This is a genomic window from Streptomyces sp. Y309 (assembly GCF_056712025.1).
In genome coordinates this window covers 1,659,169-1,677,118 of sequence record NZ_CM160048.1, presented here as the reverse complement: position 1 = coordinate 1,677,118, position 17,950 = coordinate 1,659,169, and the positions used below count along the sequence as shown (strand labels likewise).

Sequence of the window (17,950 nt, the reverse complement as noted above, 5' to 3'; positions counted from 1 at the left end):
GACGCTAGTTCCCCGCGCGCACCCGGTCCATGGGCAGCCAGGTGACGGTGTTCCACGTCACAGCGGCGGACGGCGCGCGCTCCGCACTCAGCTGCTCCACCTCCGTGTCGCTCAACGCCTCCTCGAACACGCCCACTTCGTCGATGGCGCCGGTGAAGTGGGCCCTGCTGTCCAGGCGCTGGCCGACGTGCACGCCGAACGGCGAGTTGCGGCTCACGCTGCCCGGGACGTCGTCCCGCGTGAGCGGCTCGCCGTCCAGGAACAGCGTGAGCTCGCCGTCGCCGCGGCGCAGCGCGACATGGTGCCACCGGCCGTCGTTGTGGGCGCTGTCGGTGCTCAGCGACACCGAGCGCGGCGGGCCGCCGCCCTCGCGGGTCGTGATCAGGCCCGTGACGCGGTTGTTCGCGGGATCGCCGCGCAGCCACACCTGCGGCTGGCTGTTGCCGACGCCGCCCATCCAGAGCATCGGCTGCTCACCGCTCGTCGCCGAGTAGCGGAACCACAGCGAGGCCGTGAAGTCCCTGGTGCCGAGCGGCAGTCGGGGGCTGTGCGGCAGCCGGACGGCGTCGTCCACGCCGTCGAAGTCGATCGCGCGGCCGCCGAAGACGCCGTCCGTGGTGCGGGCGCCGCCGAGCACCACCGCGTCCCGCGCGCCGGGCGCCCCGTCGTTGGTCCGCGGGTCCGGGCCGCGCCGCGGCTTCAGCCAGTCCTCGGTGAAGCGCGCGAAGCGGACCTCGTCGCGGGCGTCGACCGCGCCGCCCTCGTACATCAGGCCGACCCGGTCGGCGTCGATCGCCACCATGTCGGAGTAGCCCGACCAGTCGCCGGTGACGACGGTGCCCCGGTCGACGCTGTCCCAGGTGCGGCCGCCGTCGTAGGAGGAGCGGATCATCATGGTCCGGCGGCGGTCGGGATCCCCGGGGCAGGCCAGCAGCAGCCGGTCGCCGAACCGCAGCGTGGAGCCCTGCACCTGGGGCGTGTACAGGTCGGGGATCGACGTGAACGGGCCGGTGAAGCTCTCGCCGCCGTCCCGGCTGACGGCGTGGTCGCGGTGCCCGAGGTCGGTGCCGTCCTGCTCGCGCCCGCTCACATAGACCGAGCCGTCCTGGCGCTCCGTCAGGGTCATCTCGGAGGGCTTCTGCCGGAACGTGGCGTCGCTCGCGGAGATCGGGTACGAGTCCGTCGCCCCGATCCGCCAGGAGTCGCCGCCGTCGTCGCTGACGACCAGCGCGGCGTGGTTCTCGGTGACCCGGCTGCCGTTCCACGACTCGGCGTTGACCGTGAAGACCAGGCGCCCCGCGTGCCGGCCGCGGGTCAGCTGGATGCCGTGCACGGGCCCGGTCGCGTACCAGGAGTTCCAGGACTCGGGCAGGATGTCGTCGCTCAGGTCCCGCGGCTTCGACCAGGTCTCGCCGTCGTCGTCGCTGTACTGCATATAGGGCGTGCGGTCGCACGGCACCTCGCAGTTCTTGCCGTCGGTGCGGCCCGGGTTGTAGGTCTCCGCGAGCACGACGCGGCCCGTCTCGCGGTCGACGACCGGCGCCGGGTTGCCGTGCGTGTCCCCGCCGCCCTCGTTGATGACCTGCATCGGGCTCCAGGTCCGGCCCCCGTCCTCACTGCGCTTGAGGACCAGATCGATGTCACCGGCGTCGCTGCAGTCGTTGACGCGTCCCTCGGCGAAGGCGAGCAGCGTTCCCTTCACCGTCTTCACGACCGCTGGTATCCGGAAGCACGCGTAGCCCGGATCCTGGGAAGCCTTGAAGAGGATCTGCTGGTCGAACGGCGCCCGCGGCGCCCGGTCCGCGGCCGCGGCCGAGCCGCCGCTCAGCGCGGGCGGCAGGGCCAGGGCGGCGAGCGCGCCGGCGGTCAGGGCGGCGACGGTGCGCCGCCGGGGTGCGGTGCCCGGCCGGAGCCGGGGGCGGGGTGGTCTGAGGCGTACACGGAGTCTCGACGGCATGGTGCGGGCCCTTCATGTCGACCGGACATTCGGACATCCCACGTCCAACGTGCGCGTCACTGAAGCTACTTGGGGGCCTTGGAGCAACACAAGAAGCGTGCGCGTAACGGAATACCGGCAGGGTGCCGGGCGCGGACGTGGCCAGATTAAGCGATAAGTACGATCTTGCCCGTGTTGACGCGCGACTCGATTGCGCCGTGTGCCGCGGCGGCGTCCTCCAGGCCGAACTCGGCGTGCACGGCGGGCCGCACCTCGCCCGCCGCGAACAGCCGCCACAGCTCGCGCCGCCACGCCTCGTACAGATCCGGCCTGCCCTGCGCGATCAGCCTCATCTGAAAGCCCGTCACTGTCTTGGCGCCGACGAGGAGATCGTAGGCCCGGACGGTGCCTCCGCCCGAGCTGTACGCCACCAGGCGGCCGTGCGGCGCGAGCGCGGCCAGGGCCGGGCCGAGCAGCTCGCCGCCCACGGCGTCCAGGCAGTAGTCGACGGGCTCGCCCCAGTCCGGCGTGTCGTAGACGACGACGTCGGTGGCGCCGAGCCCACGCACGAAGTCCGCCTTGGCCGCGTCCGACACGGCGCCCACCACCCGCGACGCGCCCCGCAGCCCGGCGAGCTGTACGGCGAGGTGGCCGACTCCGCTCGCCGCGGCCGTGACGAGCGCGGCCGCGCCCGGCGCGGGCCGGGCGGCCTCCAGTGCGCCGTACGCCACGAGCCCGCTGCGCACCAGTGCCACGGCGTCGACCGCGCTCGCGCCGTCGGGCACGGGCGAGGCCATCGCGCTGTGCAGCAGCGCGTAGTCGGCGTATCCGTGCCCGAAGACCAGGCCCGTCACCCGGTCGCCGGGCGCGAAGCCGGTCACCCCGTCACCCGTCCGCACCACCTCACCGGCGACCTCGCCGCCGAGCGCGATGGGCTCGGCCGATTCGCGCACCTTGCGTACGACGGGCAGCGTCACGCCGACGGCGGCGACCCGGACCAGGAGCTCGCCGGGGCCGGGCTCGGGGACCGGTGCCTCCTCGACGAACAGGACCTCGGGGCCGCCCTGGCGCTCGTACCGGACGCGACGCATCCGTACCTCCTCGTGACGTGACTGTGAATCCGCGGAAGGACTCATGGGAATCGTTGGGAGTCCCAACGGTAATCACAATGTCGTTGGGAAGTCCAACGATTCTTGGATAGGGTCACCGCATGCCCGAGACGCCACTCGCCCCTTCCGCCATCCGTACGCTGCCGAGCTGGCTGCTCGGCCGGGCCGCCGCCCGCGGCCGCGGTCTGGTCGCCGAGGCACTCGCCGCCGAAGGCATGAAGATGTGGCACCACGTGGTCCTGGCCGCCGTGGCCGACCTCGCCCCGGTGGCCCAGGCCGACCTGGGGCGGGGCATCCAGCTCGACCCCAAGGACCTGGTCGGTGTCCTGAACGACCTTCAGGAGGCCGGGCTCGTGGAGCGCACACCCGACCCCAAGGACCGCCGCAAGAACTCCGTCACCCTCACCGACGCGGGGCGGGGCCTGCTGCGCCGCTGCTCCGCGGCCGCGCGCGCCGCCAACACGGAGCTGCTCGCGCCGCTTTCGGCGGCCGAGCGCGAGGTGTTCCTCGACTTGCTGGAGAGGGTCGCGCGGGTCGACGGCCGGGGCGCCGGGGGCGAAACAGGCGAAGGGGCGGCGTAGGGGCCCGGCCGGCGCAGGGGGCGCTCCCCGCCGGGCCGGGACCCCGTCGCCGTGCCGCGGGGAGAGCGCCGGTCAGCCCGTGGCGGCCGCGGTCCGCAGGGCCACGCGGTGCTCGCCCGCGTACACGTTCATGGAGGAGCCGCGCAGGAAGCCGACCAGTGTCAGGCCGGTCTCGGCGGCGAGGTCGACGGCCAGCGACGACGGCGCGGAGACCGCCGCGAGCACCGGGATGCCCGCCATCACGGCCTTCTGCGCCAGCTCGAAGGAGGCACGCCCGGACACCAGCAGGACGGTGCGGGCGAGCGGCAGCCCGCCGTCCTGCAGCGCCCGCCCCACCAGCTTGTCGACGGCGTTGTGGCGGCCCACGTCCTCGCGCACGTCGATCAGGTCGCCGTCCTCGGTGAACAGCGCGGCCGCGTGCAGACCCCCGGTCCGGTCGAAGACCCGCTGGGCCGCGCGCAGCCGGTCGGGGAGGCGGGCGAGCAGCTCGGGCGTCAGCCGGACCGGGGGAGCGCCGGCGTCGTCGGCGTGGTCGTCGATGGGCCAACGGGCCGTGGTGCGGACCGCGTCGAGGCTCGCCTTGCCGCACAGCCCGCAGGACGACGTCGTATAGACGTTGCGCTCCAGCGTGATGTCCGGGACGACGACACCGGGAGCGGTCGACACGTCCACCACGTTGTACGTGTTCGAGCCCTCCGCCGTCGCCCCCGCGCAGTACACGATGGACCGCAGCTCGTCCGCCGCGCCCAGCACGCCCTCGCTGACGAGGAACCCGGCCGCGAGCGCGAAGTCGTCGCCGGGGGTGCGCATGGTGATCGCGAGCGGTTTGCCGTTGAGGCGTATCTCGAGGGGTTCCTCGGCGACGAGCGTGTCCGGCCGCTCGCTGACCGCGCCGTCGCGGATGCGGATGACGCGGCGGCGCTCCGTGACTCGTCCCATGTCGATCAGTCCCGGTTCTGTACGTGCTGGTAGCCGAAGCGGCCCTTGATGCAGAGGTTGCCGTGGGTCACCGGGCTGTCGTGCGGCGAGGTGACCTTCACGATCTCATTGTCCTGCACGTGCAGGGTCAGGTTGCAGCCGACTCCGCAGTACGCGCAGACGGTGGTCGTGCGCGTCTGGGCGGCCTCGTCCCAGGTCCCGGCGGCGCGCATGTCGAACTCGCTCTTGAAGCTGAGGGCGCCCGTCGGGCAGACCTCCACGCAGTTGCCGCAGTACACGCAGGCCGAGTCGGTCAGCGGCGCGTCGTGCTCGACGGCGATCCGGGCGTCGAAGCCGCGGCCCACCACGGAGATCGCGAAGGAGTTCTGCCACTGCTCGCCGCAGGCGTCCACGCACTTGTAGCAGAGGATGCACTTGTCGTAGTCGCGCACATACAGATCGTTGTCGACCTTGGGCTCCTCGTTGAGGCGTGCCGCGTCCGGGCCGAAGCGGTCCGGCTTGGCCTCGTACTCCTTGAGCCACTCGGTGACGCGGGGTGTGGTCGACAAGTCGACGGAGGACGCGAGGAGTTCGAGGACGAGGCGGCGGCTGTGCCGGGTGCGCTCGGTGTCCGTGCGCACCGCCATGCCGGGCTCGGCGCGCCGCGAGCAGGCGGGGGCGAGGGTGCGGGCGCCCTCGACCTCGACGACGCACACCCGGCAGGCGTTCTTCGGCCTCAGTGTGTCGCCCTCGCAGAGCGTCGGCACGTCCTTGCCCGTGGCGCGGCAGGCGTCGAGGACGGTGCCGCCCTCGGGCACGCGCACGGGCTCGCCGTCGAGCGTGAACTCGACGAGGCGGCACGGCGGTTGGAGCGGGATGGCGGTCATTCGTACGCCCCCAGACGGTCGATGGCGGATTCCACGGCGTTCCACGCGGTCTGGCCCAGGCCGCAGATGGAGGCGTCCCGCATGGCCTGCCCGATGTCGCGCAGGAGCGCGATGTCGTCGGCGGCGGCCGCGCCCGTGCGGTCGGCGATGCGGTGCAGGGCCTCCTCCTGCCGGACCGTGCCGACCCGGCAGGGCACGCACTGGCCGCACGACTCGTCGCGGAAGAACTCGGCGACGCGCAGCAGGAGCCGGGGGAGCGGCACGGAGTCGTCGACGGCGAGCACGACCCCCGAGCCGAGCGTCGTCCCCGCCTCCCGCGTGCCCTCGAACGTGAGCGGGATGTCCAGCTCGTCCGGCCGCACGAAGCCGCCCGCGGCGCCGCCGAGCAGAATCGCGCGCAGGTTGTCCGGCGTGCCCGCGAGGGCGAGGAGATCGCCGAGGGTGGCGCCGAAGGGCAGTTCGTAGAGCCCGGGCCGGTCCACGGCCCCCGAGACGCAGAACAGCTTGGGGCCGGTGGACTTGGGCGTGCCGATCGCCGCGTACGCCGCCGCGCCCATGGTGAGGATGGGCAGCACGTTCACGAGCGTCTCGACGTTGTTCTCGGCCGTGGGCTTGCCGAACAGGCCCTTCTCCACGGGGAACGGCGGCTTGGAGCGCGGCTCGCCCCGGTAGCCCTCGATCGAGTTGAACAGCGCGGTCTCCTCGCCGCAGATGTAGGCGCCCGCGCCGCGGCGGATCTCGATCTCGAAGGAGAACCCCTGGCCGAGGATGTTCTCGCCCAGCAGGCCGCGGGCGCGGGCCTGTCCGATGGCGTGCTCCAGGGTGCGCAGGGCGCGCGGGTACTCGCCGCGGAGGTAGAGGTAGCCGTGCCGGGCGCCCACCGCGTACGCCGCGATCGTCATCGACTCGATCAGCGCGTACGGATCGCCCTCCATCAGCACGCGGTCCTTGAACGTGCCCGGCTCCGACTCGTCCGCGTTGCACACCAGGTAGTGCGGGTGGTCCGGCTGGGACGCCGTCGCCTGCCACTTGCGTCCCGTCGGGAACGCGGCGCCGCCCCGCCCGACCAGTCCCGCGTCGGTGACCTCGCGGATGACTTCGGCGGGGCCGAGGGCGAAGGCGCGGCGGAGGGCCGCGTAGCCGTCGTGCGCGCGGTAGTCGTCCAGCGAGCTGGGGTCCACGACGCCTATGCGGCGCAGCAGGATCAGGCCGGGGGCCCCGAACTGGGGGACGGCGCGGGCGGGCGGGGGTTCGGAGATCTCCCCAACCCCGCCCCTTCCCGTAACCAGGGGGCTCCGCCCCCTGGACCCCCGATCGGCCTGAACGGCCTCGTCCTCAAACGCCGGACGGGCTGACAACGTGCCGCAAGAATCCAGCCCTTCCGGCGTTTGAGGAGCGGGGGTCCGGGGGCGGAGCCCCCGGTTTCGGGAAGGGGCGGGATTGGGGAGCGCCCCGCCAGGGCCACCCGCCCGCGTCACCAACACCGCAGGCGCCCGCTCGCACAGCCCCAGGCAGGGGCTGGCCTCCACGTCCACCCCCTCGGCGGAGCCGGTCGGCGCCTCAGCACCCCGCACCGCACACGCAAGATCCGTACACACCCGTACCACGGTCCGCGCCCGAGGCGTCATCGAGAACATGGAGTAGAACGTGGCGACCCCGTACGCCTCCGCGGGCGGCACGGTGAGCCGCCGGCACAGATAGTCGAGCCCGCCCTCGCTGATCCACCCCACGCGGTCGTTGAGCGCGTGCAACCCGGGAAGCAGCAGATCCCGCCGCTCCCGGGCACCCCGCCCACCCCGCGCCCACCGAAGATCCGCGTCTGAGCGGTCGTCGGCGCCCTCCCACGCCGACTCCGGCGGCCCGAGGAACGCGTCCACGGCGTCGCGTTCCTCGTCGGTCGGTTTGCTGTCGCCGAAGCGCAGGTCCACGTACCGTCAACTCCCCACAGTCAGCTTCTCGATGCGGATGGCGGACGCCTTGAACTCGGCCGTCCCGGCGATCGGGCAATTCGCCTCGATCGTCAGCTGGTTGGTGTCCACCTCGTCGGGAAAGTGCATGGTCATGAAGGCGAGCCCGGGCCGCAGTCCGGGATCGACCCACACCGGCGCGACCACGGCGCCGCGCCGCGAGGACACCCGCACCTCCTCGCCCACCACGACCCCGTACCGCTCCGCGTCCTCGGGACACAGCTCGACGTACTCGCCGCGCCGCAGCGGAGAGGCGAAACTCCCGCTCTGCACCCCGGTGTTGTACGAGTCCAGGCGCCGCCCCGTCGTCAGCCGCAGCGGGAACGACTCGTCGGTGAGGTCCACCGGCGGATCGTCCTTGACGAGCCCGAAGGGGGCGCGCCGGCCGCGCAGTGCCGGATCGGTCTCCCAGAGGCGGCCGTGCAGGAAGCTGGAGGGAAGCCGCTCCAGGTCGGGGCAGGGCCACTGGAGGCCGTGGTGCGTCTCCAGGCGGTCGTACGTCATGCCGAAGTGGTCCGGCGACAGGGCGCGCAGCTCGTTCCAGACGGTCTCCGCGTCGGCGAACTTCCAGTCGTGGCCGAGCCGCGCGGCGATCTCGCAGATGATGTCGATGTCCTCGCGCGCCTCGCCGGGCGGCGTGAGGGCCGCCCGCACCCGCTGCACCCGCCGCTCACTGTTGGTGGTGGTCCCGTCGGTCTCCGCCCAGGCAGCCGTGGCGGGCAGCACCACGTCGGCCAGCTCGGCCGTGCGCGTCAGGAAGATGTCCTGGACCACCAGGTGGTCGAGCGCGGCCAGGCGCCGCACGGCCTGCTCGCTGTCGGCCTCCGACTGGGCGGGGTTCTCGCCGATGCAGTACACGGCCCGCAGCCCGCCGCTCTCCATCGCCTCGAACATGTCCGTGAGCGTCATGCCGTACCGCGGCGGGATGACGGTGTCCCAGGCGCGCTCGAACTTGGTCCGGTGGCCGTCGTCGAGGATGTCCTGGAAGCCGGGGAGCCGGTTGGGGATGGCACCCATGTCGCCGCCGCCCTGCACGTTGTTCTGCCCGCGCAGCGGCTGCACGCCGGCGCCGTAGCGGCCCACGTGCCCGGTCAGCAGCGCCAGGTTGATGAGGGCGCGGACGTTGTCGGTGCCGTTGTGGTGCTCGGTGATGCCGAGTGTCCAGCACAACTGGGCGCGTTCGGCGGTGGCGTACGCGTGCGCCAGATCGCGGATCGCGGCCGCGGGCACGCCCGTCACCTTCTCGGCGAGGGTGAGGGTCCAGGGCTCGACCAGCGCGGCGTACTCCTCGAAGCCGGACGTGGCCCGTTCGACGAACGCCGTGTTGTGCAGGCCCGTGTGGATGATCTCGCGGGCGACGGCGTGCGCGAGGGCGATGTCCGTGCCCACGTTCAGGCCGAGCCAGCTCTCCGCCCACTCGGCCGTCGAGGTGCGGCGCGGGTCGACGGCGTACATCCGCGCGCCGTTGCGGATGCCCTTCAGGACGTGCTGGAAGAAGATCGGGTGCGCGAAGCGGGCGTTGGAGCCCCACATCACGATGAGGTCCGTGTGCTCGACCTCCTCGTAGGAGGAGGTGCCGCCGCCGGAGCCGAAGGCGGCCGAGAGACCCGCGACGCTCGGCGCGTGGCAGGTGCGGTTGCAGGAGTCGACGTTGTTGGTGCCCATCACCACCCGCGTGAACTTCTGCGCCACGTAGTTCATCTCGTTGGTGGCGCGGGCGCAGGAGAGCATCGCGAAGGCGTCCGGGCCGTGCGCGGCGCGGGTGCGCCGGAAGCCGTCGGCGGCGCGGGCCAGGGCCTCGTCCCAACTGGCCGCGCGCAGCGGCCCGTCACGGCTGTCGCGGACGAGGGGGTGGGTGAGGCGGGTGTACGACTTGGGGGTGCGGGGGCCGCCCTTGCGGTTGCCCCGGGTGCGGGCCGGGTCGCGGCGGACGCCGTCCGGCTTGCTTCGGGTCTGGTCTGGCGTGTTCCGGCTCTGGTCTCGCTTGGTCACGCTACGGCGCTCCTCATGCCGTGGGCGAGCAGGTCCGAGAGGGCGTGCACGGTGCGCAGGGTGGGCACGGGCACGCCGGTGATCTCCGCCAGTTCCACGACGGCGGCGAGCAGCACGTCGAGTTCGAGCGGCTTGCCGCGCTCCAGGTCCTGGAGCGTGGAGGTGCGGTGGTCGCCGACGCGCTCGGCGCCCGCGAGCCGCCGCTCGATGGAGATGTCCGGCTTGCAGCCGAGGGCCGCGGCGACGGCGAGCGTCTCGGCCATCATGATCTCGATGACGCGGCGGGTGCCGCCGTGCAGGCACATCTCGCGCATTGTCGCGCGCACGAGCGCGCTGATCGGGTTGAAGGAGATGTTGCCGAGCAGCTTGATCCAGATGTCGCCGCGCACGTCCGGCTCCACCGGGCATTTCAGGCCACCCGCGCGCATCGCCTCGCTGAAGGCAAGACAGCGCGCCGAACGGGTGCGGTCCGGCTCGCCGACGGAGAAGCGGGTGCCTTCGAGGTGGCGTACGACGCCGGGTTCGGCGAGCTCGGTCGCCGCGTACACCACACAGCCGACCGCCCGGTGCGGCGCGAGCACCGCGCTGACCGACCCGCCGGGGTCCACGCTCTCCAGGCGGTGCCCGTCGTGCGGGCCGCCGTGCCGGTGGAAGTACCACCAGGGAATGCCGTTCTGGGCGGCCACCACTGCTGTGCCGTCCTTGAGGAGCGGCTCGATCAGCGGCCCGCACGCCGCGTACGAAGTGGCCTTCAGGCCGAGGAAGACGAAGTCGACGGGGCCGATGTCGGCCGGGTCGGCGGTGGCGTGGGCACGTGCGGTGAAGTCGCCGCGCGGGCTGAGGACGCGTACGCCGTGCTGCCGCATGGCCGCCAAGTGCGGCCCGCGGGCGACCAGATGGACGTCGGCGCCCGCGCGGTGCAGCGCGGCTCCGACATAGGCGCCGATGGCACCGGCGCCCAGGACTGCGACTTTCACGATGGGGCGCTCCGTTCGGTTGAGGGTTCCGACGGACCGGCAGCGCTCTCAGGCTGCGCTGGTCGCGAGTGGCCGAGAAGCCACACGCGGTAGATGGAATATTGTCTACAGTATGGAAGTTGGGCCAGCAAGGGTTCGTGCGAGACCTGTCAGCGGGCGTTGTTCGGGGTGAGCCCGCCGGAGACCGGCGCGGTGCCGAGGTCGGCCTCGCCGTCGTGGTGGCGCAGGACCCAGTCGTCGAGGTCGAGTGCGGCTTCCAGGGGATGGTCGGTGAGGTGGGCTCGCCACCAGCTCGACTGCCGTGCTGTGGCTGGGGTGTTGAGTACGTCGGCGACGAGAGCCGGGTCTGCCGCGCCGCCGAGGCGCTCGTACGCCACTGTCGCTTCGAAGAACCGCTGTGCGGCGTCGAGGACTTGGGCCGCGTCGGCCAGCGCGGCGCCGGGGGAGGCGACGGTGCCGTCGGGGCGCAGCTCGTGCGCCGCGACCGGGACGCAGGCGCGCGCGAGCTCGGCCAGTTCGTACGCCTCGTAGGCCAGGGCGAGGCGGGCTCGGGCCGCTTCGGTGTACGGGGGCGTGGCTCCCGTGCCGTCGTCGTACGGGGGTGCGGCTCGCCTGCGGTCTTCGGACATGCCGGTCACCTCTCAGCCGCGCACGAAATAGAGGACGGTCATGGTCGTGGCAGTGGTCAGGACGATGCCGCGCAGCAGCCGGGACGGGAGCCGGCGGGCGAGCCGCGCGCCGCCGAATCCCCCGGCCACCGCACCCACGAGCAGCGCCCCCAGGAGCAGCGGGGTGTCCAGGGCGTCCGAGGCGACGAGGAACAGCGCGGACGCGCTGAGATAGACCGCCCCGACCTGGACGATCCGCATCGGATTGCCGGCCGCGGCGTCGAGCCCGAGGCCGACGCCCCACAGGGCCAGCATCATGATGCCTACGGCTCCGCCGAAGTATCCGCCGTACACGGCGAGGACGAACTGCGCGGCGAGGACGGCCCGGGGCCCCATGCCGACCGGGCGGTCCAGCGCGGCGCCGACCGCCGCCGCGACCCGGCGGCCCACCGCGAGGAGCACCGTCGCGAAGGCGAGCAGCCACGGCACCGCGGCGTCGAACGACGCCGCGGGCAGCACCAGCAGCAGGCCGGCGCCGAGACCGCCGCCGACCACACTGACCCCCGTCAGCGCCCGCATGGACACCCCGCCGACCGGGGCGAGTTCGCGCCGGTAGACCCATGCGCCGACCACGGAGCCGGGCACCAGGGCGATGGTCGTCGCGGCGTTCGCCGTCACCGGGGGCACGCCGGCCGCGACCAGGGCGGCCAGTGCCACGAACGTGCCTCCGCCGCCCACGGCGTTCAGGCCGCCGGCGACTATCCCGGCGAGCAGCACCCACAGCGTCTCCGACATCTGCCGAGCATCGGCCCGCGCCGGGCCCGCCCACAATGCGCGATCCGCGTACCCAGCCTAAGGCTGTGCCATAGGCTCGCGCGGGTGCGCTACGACCTGGACGATCTGCGGCTCTTTCTCGGCATCGTGGCGGAGGGGTCCATCACGGCGGGCGCCCGTCGCGTGCACCTGAGCCTGCCGTCGGCCAGCGCCCGGGTGCGCGCGCTGGAGCACCACGCCGGTGTGGCCCTGCTGATCCGCGGCCGGCGGGGAGTGCGGCCCACCCCGGCGGGGGCGACCCTGGCCCGGCACGCACGCGAGGTGCTCGACCGGGCGGCGCGGCTCGACAGCGCCGTCGCCGGCTATGCGCGGTCCCCGGTCGCCCCGCTGACCCTGCTGTGCGGCGGCTCCGCGCGCTACCGCCTCGTGCCGCAGGCCCTCGTCACCTTCCTGCGGGCCCACCCCGACGTCGACGTCACCGTGTCGGAGAAGCGCACCCCGCGCACCGTGCGGATGCTCGCCGACGGCGAGGCAGACCTGGGGGTCGTCGTCGACGACGAGGCCCGCGACTGCGGTCTCGTCATGGAACCCCTCGGGGACGACTCCCTCGTGGTGATCGGCCAGGCCGACGGGGTGCTCGCCGGGCGGACCGCCGTGACGTACAGCGAGGTCGCCGAGCATCCCCTCGTCGGCCTCGACGCCGGGTCGTCACTGCGCCGCTGGATCGAGCGGCACCTCGGGCCGCACGCGCCGGTCGTGCGGCACCGCACCACCGTGGCCGACCTCAACGTCCTCGTCGAGCTCGCCGCCGCCGGTGTCGGGCTCGCCGTCGTCCCGCGCCGCGCCGTCGACCCGGGCCGGCCGCTCGACGTGTGCGCGCTGCGGGAACCCTGGGCACGCCGCCACCACCTGCTGGCCTGGGGGGTCAAGGACGGGCCCGCGTCGGCGGCCGCGGTGGCGCTGGCGGAACATCTGCGGCAGGCGGCGCTGGCCGACGGGGCCTCGGCGGGCGGGTAGCGCGGCCGCCGCCGCGGGCCGCGATCCAGCTCACCGAACCTTGCCCACCGAGCCTTGCCCGTGCGGCTCACCGGGCATTGCATACTGACCCATCGAACACTGCATACCGTCGACCAATCCCTGCCCACCCCCTTCCCAACAGCCCTCCGGATTCCTACCGTTCGGGATCATGAGGCCCCCCGTAGCGCCACCCGGCTGGAGCCGCTGGCTCGTCCCGCCCGCCGCCCTGTCGGTGCACCTCTCCATCGGCCAGGCCTACGCCTGGAGCGTCTTCAAACCGCCCCTCGAATCCGCCCTCGACCTCAGCGGCACGCAGAGCGCGCTGCCGTTCCAGCTCGGCATCGTCATGCTCGGCCTGTCCGCCGCGTTCGGCGGCACGCTCGTGGAGCGCAACGGACCGCGCTGGGCGATGTCCGTCGCGCTCGTCTGCTTCTCCTCCGGCTTCCTGCTCGCCGCCCTTGGCGCCGCGACCCGCCAGTACTGGCTGATCGTCCTCGGCTACGGCTTCGTCGGCGGCATCGGACTCGGCATCGGCTACATCTCACCGGTGTCGACCCTGATCAAATGGTTCCCCGACCGCCCCGGCATGGCCACCGGCATCGCCATCATGGGCTTCGGCGGCGGCGCGCTGATCGCCTCGCCGTGGTCGGCGCAGATGCTGGAGACGTTCGGCGACGACTCCTCCGGCATCGCGCTCGCCTTCCTCGTACACGGACTCTCGTACGCGGCCTTCATGGCGCTCGGCGTGATGCTCGTGCGGGTGCCGAGGACGGAGGGGGCGGTGGTCCCCGGCGCCCCGGCGCCGCTGGACGGCCCGCAGGTCTCGGCCCGTCAAGCCGTGCGTACGCCACAGTTCTGGTGCCTGTGGGTGGTCCTCTGCATGAACGTGACCGCGGGCATCGGCATCCTGGAGAAGGCCGCGCCGATGATCACCGACTTCTTCGCGGACACCTCCACACCCGTCTCGGCGTCCGCCGCCGCGGGCTTCGTCGCGCTGCTCTCGGCCGCGAACATGGCCGGGCGCATCGGCTGGTCGTCGGCGTCCGACCTGGTCGGCCGCAAGAACGTGTACCGCCTCTACCTGGGCGCGGGCGCGCTGATGTATCTGCTGATCGCCCGCTTCGGCGACGAGTCGAAGCCGCTGTTCGTCGTCTGCGCGCTGGTCATCCTCTCCTTCTACGGCGGCGGTTTCGCAACGATCCCGGCGTATCTCAAGGACCTCTTCGGTACGTACCAGGTCGGCGCGATCCACGGCCGGCTGCTCACCGCGTGGTCGCTCGCCGGGGTCCTCGGGCCGCTGATCGTGAACTGGGTGGCCGACCGCCAGGAGGAGGCGGGCAAGCACGGTCCCGGGCTCTACGGAGTGTCCCTGACCATCATGATCGGCCTGCTCGTCGTCGGGTTCGTCGCCAATGAGCTGGTACGTCCCGTTCATGCCCGCCACCACGTCTCCGCCCCGAAGGAGCCCTCCGATGACGAAGCAGCCGACTCCGCAGACCCCGCCGACTCCGCAGACCCCGCAGGCACCGATGACCCCGCAGGCACCGATGACCCCGCAGGCACCGATGACGCCGAGCCCGCGGCCAAGTGAACCGGGCCCGCCGCCGCGTCGCCGACCACTGATCGTCGGGGCCTGGCTCTGGGTGGGCCTGCCCCTGGCGTACGGTCTCTACGAGCTCGTACACAAGGCCAAACAGCTCTTCACCGGGTGACACGATGTGGCGAAGCATCCAAAGCAGGCGCCCCAATCCTGTCGCATTACCTCACCCGCTACCCGTGAGTCGCTGAGCAGACTGGACGGTCCCGCACTTTCCGCACCACCTTTTGCACCACGAGGGGATCCGCCCATGCCCGGCACACGCATCGCCGCCGTCGGCCACTACCAGCCCGCCAAGGTGCTCACCAACGAGGACTTGGCGGGCATGGTCGACACCAGCGACGAGTGGATCCGCTCCCGGGTCGGCATCCGCACCCGCCACCTCGCGGGCCCCGGCGAGCCGGTCGACGAGCTCGCCGCGCACGCCGCCGCCAAGGCCCTCGCCTCCGCGGGCCGCGCGCCGTCCTCCGTCGACCTGGTCGTCGTCGCCACGTCCACGGCCATAGACCGCTCGCCGAACATGGCCGCCCGCGTCGCCGCCCGCCTCGGCCTCGGCTCGCCCGCCGCGATGGACGTCAACGTCGTCTGCGCGGGCTTCACACACGCGCTCGCCACCGCCGACCACGCCGTACGGGCCGGGGCGGCGAGCCGGGCCCTGGTCATCGGCGCCGACAAGATGTCCGACGTCACCGACTGGACCGACCGCACCACCTGCGTGCTCGTCGGCGACGGTGCGGGCGCGGCGGTCGTCGAGGCGTGCGCGGAGGGCGAGGAGACCGGGATCGGTCCCGTGCTGTGGGGCTCGGTGCCGGAGATGGGGCACGCGGTACGCATCGAGGGGTCGCCGCCGCGGTTCGCGCAGGAGGGGCAGAGCGTCTACCGCTGGGCGACCACGCAGCTGCCGCCGCTGGCCCGCGCGACCTGCGAACGGGCCGGGCTCACCCCCGCCGACCTCGCCGCCGTCGTCCTCCATCAGGCCAACCTGCGCATCGTCGAGCCGCTGGCCGAGCGGATCGGCGCGGTGAACGCCGTCGTCGCCCGTGACGTCGTGGACTCCGGCAACACGTCGGCCGCGTCCGTGCCGCTCGCCTTGTCGAAGCTGGTGGAGCGGGGCGAGGTGACGAAGGGCGACCCGGTGCTGCTGTTCGGCTTCGGGGGGAACCTGTCGTACGCGGGGCAGGTCGTGCGCTGCCCTTGAGCGTGACGCGTTTCCTGTGGGAGGCGCGTTCCCTGGGCGTGACGCGTTCAACTCCCTCTGGTACTGGCCCTTGTGCTCGGTAAACTGTAGACAAAAGCCAATTCATCTGGCTTGACGTCGTCCAGGAGGGGGCCGGGATGTTGTCCGCAGGACTGCCGCAGGGGACGGTGCCCAAACTGGAGCGGCCGGGGCCGCTGCGCGAGCGGGTCTACGAGGCGCTGCTCGAACTCATCACCACGCGCGCGCTGCGCCCCGGCCAGCACCTCGTCGAAAGCGAACTCGCCGGGCACCTGGGCGTGTCCAGACAACCCGTGCGCGAGGCGCTGCAGCGGCTCAACACCGAGGGCTGGGTGGACCTGCGCCCCGCGCAGGGCGCGTTCGTGCACGAGCCCACGGAGGAGGAGGCGGACCAACTGCTCACCGTCCGCACCCTCCTGGAGGCCGAGGCCGCACGGCTCGCCGCCGCCAACGCCGGGTCGGCCGGGATCGCCGCCCTCGAAGAGCTGTGCGCCAAGGGCGAGTCGGCCGTCGCGGACGGCGACGTCGACCTCGTGGTCGCCACCAACGCCGCGTTCCACGCCAAGGTGATGGAACTCGCCGGGAACGTCGTCCTCGCCGAGCTGGCCGGGCAGGTCGACCGCCGGGTCCGCTGGTACTACACGCCGGTGGCGCGGCAGCGGGGCATCCAGTCCTGGATCGAGCACCGCCGGCTCATCGCCGCGATCGCCGCCCGCGACGAGACGCGCGCGACGGAGGTCATGCGTGCGCACACGGAACACACGCGCAAGACGTACCACGAACGCGAGGCGGGTTGACCCTGCCGGGGGCTCCGCCCCCGGACCCCCGCTCCCCACCCGCCCACCCTTTCAGCCCGTCCGGCGTTTGAGGACGAGCCGCGAAGCGGCGATCGGCGGAGGACCGTCCCACCCGCACGGGACACCCACCCCCGGCGGAGCCACCCCCACCTTTGTCCTGTGACGGGAGAAAGTCGGAGCCAATTCGCGCTCAACTTCTTCCCAGCCCCGGCACGCGCTGCTACGTTCCCCTCGAAAGCCCAACAGGACACACGGGATTCGGCCGAACCGGCGGGGAGGGGCGCGTGAGACGTATGACGGCTCGACCCGCCAACGCGCACCAGGCGCGCCTCTTGCGACTGCTGCGCGACGGAGGGCCCAACTCCCGCGCCCAACTGGGCGACCAGGTCGACCTCTCCCGGTCCAAGCTGGCCGTGGAGGTGGACCGCCTCCTGGAAACCGGACTGGTGGTCGCCGACGGCCTCGCCGCGTCGCGCGGCGGCCGCCGCTCCCACAACATCCGCCTGGCCCCGGCCCTCCGCTTCCTCGGCGTGGACATCGGCGCGACCTCGGTCGACGTCGCCGTCACCAACGCCGAGCTGGAGGTGCTCGGCCACATCAACCAGCCCATGGACGTGCGCGAAGGCCCCGTCGCCGTCTTCGAGCAAGTCCTCGCCATGGCGGCCAAGTTGCGCGCATCGGGGCTCGCGGAGGGGTTCGACGGCGCCGGCATCGGCGTACCGGGCCCCGTCCGCTTCCCCGAGGGCGTCCCGGTCGCGCCGCCGATCATGCCCGGCTGGGACGGCTTCCCCGTGCGGGAGGCCCTCAGCCAGGACCTCGGCTGCCCGGTCATGGTGGACAACGACGTGAACCTGATGGCGATGGGGGAGCAGCACGCGGGCGTCGCGCGGTCCGTGGGCGACTTCCTCTGCGTCAAGATCGGCACCGGCATCGGCTGCGGCATCGTGGTCGCCGGTGAGGTCTACCGCGGTACGACGGGCAGTGCGGGCGACATAGGCCACATCCAGGTCGAACCGGATGGCCGCCCGTGCGCGTGCGGCAACAAGGGCTGCCTGGAGGCCTACTTCAGCGGCGCCGCGCTCGCCCGCGACGCCGAGGAGGCCGCCCATCAGGGGCGTTCGCCGGAGCTCTGCACGCGCTTCGAGGACTCCGGCCGGCTCTCCGCCGTCGACGTCGCCGCGGCGGCCGCCGCCGGCGACCCCACCGCGATCGACCTGATCCGCGCCGGCGGCAACCGCACCGGCCAGGTCATCGCGGGCCTCGTCAGCTTCTTCAACCCGGGCCTCGTGGTGATCGGCGGCGGCGTCACCGGCCTCGGCCACACGCTGCTCGCCGCGATCCGCACCCAGGTCTACCGCCAGTCGCTGCCCCTCGCGACCGGCAACCTCCCCATCGTCCTCGGTGAGCTGGGCCCCACCGCCGGCGTCATCGGCGGCGCCCGCCTCATCAGCGACCACCTGTTCTCACCGGCCTAGCCGGCCCGGACACCCGTACGCGCAACCGGCGTCCCGCAGCGCCTTGATCAACATTGTCATGCCCTTTACAAGATCGTCCTGCTCTGCCCTGAAACCGGC

General features: G+C 72.8%; 16 protein-coding genes. 7 read left to right on the top strand and 9 right to left on the bottom strand.

The window, feature by feature from the left end; all coding sequences use genetic code 11:
• Positions 1-4: 4 nt before the first annotated feature.
• A complete protein-coding gene (locus tag AC0KTA_RS05920) occupies positions 5-1,957 on the bottom strand; it encodes an exo-alpha-sialidase (protein WP_481054044.1) in 1,953 nt (650 codons plus the stop codon).
• A 146-nt stretch (positions 1,958-2,103) separates the two neighbouring features.
• Positions 2,104-3,027, bottom strand: a complete 924-nt coding sequence (locus AC0KTA_RS05915) for a quinone oxidoreductase family protein (RefSeq protein ID WP_481054043.1) — start codon at positions 3,025-3,027, stop codon at positions 2,104-2,106.
• 119 nt (positions 3,028-3,146) lie between these two features.
• Here AC0KTA_RS05915 and AC0KTA_RS05910 point away from each other — a divergent pair, with 119 nt between their 5' ends.
• Positions 3,147-3,626, top strand: a complete 480-nt coding sequence (locus AC0KTA_RS05910) for a MarR family winged helix-turn-helix transcriptional regulator (RefSeq protein ID WP_481054042.1) — start codon at positions 3,147-3,149, stop codon at positions 3,624-3,626.
• Between the two features lie 72 nt (positions 3,627-3,698).
• On the opposite strand, the gene fdhD is transcribed toward AC0KTA_RS05910, so the two are convergent.
• The 7 genes from fdhD to AC0KTA_RS05875 all read right to left on the bottom strand — a co-directional run bounded on the left by fdhD (position 3,699) and on the right by AC0KTA_RS05875 (position 11,770).
• A complete protein-coding gene (gene fdhD / locus AC0KTA_RS05905; RefSeq protein ID WP_481054041.1) occupies positions 3,699-4,565 on the bottom strand; it encodes a formate dehydrogenase accessory sulfurtransferase FdhD in 867 nt (288 codons plus the stop codon).
• Between the two features lie 5 nt (positions 4,566-4,570).
• Entirely contained in the window at positions 4,571-5,431 is an 861-nt protein-coding gene (locus tag AC0KTA_RS05900; protein WP_481054040.1) for a 2Fe-2S iron-sulfur cluster-binding protein, read from the bottom strand.
• Positions 5,428-7,359 carry an NADH-ubiquinone oxidoreductase-F iron-sulfur binding region domain-containing protein gene (locus AC0KTA_RS05895; RefSeq protein WP_481054039.1) on the bottom strand — a complete coding sequence of 644 codons (1,932 nt, stop codon included), beginning with the start codon at positions 7,357-7,359 and terminating at the stop codon, positions 5,428-5,430. Before AC0KTA_RS05895 ends, AC0KTA_RS05900 begins: the two co-directional genes overlap by 4 nt.
• A gap of 6 nt (positions 7,360-7,365) precedes the next feature.
• Positions 7,366-9,390 (bottom strand): molybdopterin oxidoreductase family protein, encoded by a 2,025-nt coding sequence (locus tag AC0KTA_RS05890; protein WP_481054038.1) that lies wholly within the window; start codon positions 9,388-9,390, stop codon positions 7,366-7,368.
• Positions 9,387-10,367, bottom strand: a complete 981-nt coding sequence (locus tag AC0KTA_RS05885) for a 2-dehydropantoate 2-reductase (protein WP_481054037.1) — start codon at positions 10,365-10,367, stop codon at positions 9,387-9,389. The genes AC0KTA_RS05890 and AC0KTA_RS05885 overlap by 4 nt, the downstream gene beginning before the upstream one ends.
• A gap of 149 nt (positions 10,368-10,516) precedes the next feature.
• On the bottom strand, positions 10,517-10,996 hold the full coding sequence (locus tag AC0KTA_RS05880; protein ID WP_481054036.1) for a hypothetical protein: 480 nt from the start codon (positions 10,994-10,996) through the stop codon (positions 10,517-10,519).
• 12 nt (positions 10,997-11,008) lie between these two features.
• Positions 11,009-11,770 (bottom strand): TSUP family transporter, encoded by a 762-nt coding sequence (locus AC0KTA_RS05875; RefSeq protein ID WP_481054035.1) that lies wholly within the window; start codon positions 11,768-11,770, stop codon positions 11,009-11,011.
• Between the two features lie 84 nt (positions 11,771-11,854).
• Between AC0KTA_RS05875 and AC0KTA_RS05870 the strand changes: the two genes are divergently transcribed.
• The 6 genes from AC0KTA_RS05870 to AC0KTA_RS05845 all read left to right on the top strand — a co-directional run bounded on the left by AC0KTA_RS05870 (position 11,855) and on the right by AC0KTA_RS05845 (position 17,851).
• Positions 11,855-12,766 carry a LysR family transcriptional regulator gene (locus tag AC0KTA_RS05870; protein WP_481054034.1) on the top strand — a complete coding sequence of 304 codons (912 nt, stop codon included), beginning with the start codon at positions 11,855-11,857 and terminating at the stop codon, positions 12,764-12,766.
• A gap of 169 nt (positions 12,767-12,935) precedes the next feature.
• The gene (locus AC0KTA_RS05865) at positions 12,936-14,357 is read left to right on the top strand and encodes an OFA family MFS transporter (protein WP_481054033.1); all 1,422 of its coding nucleotides are present in this window, start codon (positions 12,936-12,938) and stop codon (positions 14,355-14,357) included.
• On the top strand, positions 14,332-14,478 hold the full coding sequence (locus AC0KTA_RS05860) for an MFS transporter small subunit (protein ID WP_481054032.1): 147 nt from the start codon (positions 14,332-14,334) through the stop codon (positions 14,476-14,478). The genes AC0KTA_RS05865 and AC0KTA_RS05860 overlap by 26 nt, the downstream gene beginning before the upstream one ends.
• Before the next feature lie 135 nt (positions 14,479-14,613).
• The gene (locus AC0KTA_RS05855) at positions 14,614-15,561 is read left to right on the top strand and encodes a beta-ketoacyl-ACP synthase III (RefSeq protein ID WP_481054031.1); all 948 of its coding nucleotides are present in this window, start codon (positions 14,614-14,616) and stop codon (positions 15,559-15,561) included.
• A gap of 137 nt (positions 15,562-15,698) precedes the next feature.
• Complete coding sequence (locus AC0KTA_RS05850) at positions 15,699-16,376, top strand: GntR family transcriptional regulator (RefSeq protein ID WP_481054030.1); 678 nt, start codon at positions 15,699-15,701, stop codon at positions 16,374-16,376.
• Positions 16,377-16,669: 293 nt separating this feature from the next.
• A complete protein-coding gene (locus tag AC0KTA_RS05845) occupies positions 16,670-17,851 on the top strand; it encodes an ROK family transcriptional regulator (protein ID WP_481054029.1) in 1,182 nt (393 codons plus the stop codon).
• Positions 17,852-17,950 lie beyond the last annotated feature (99 nt).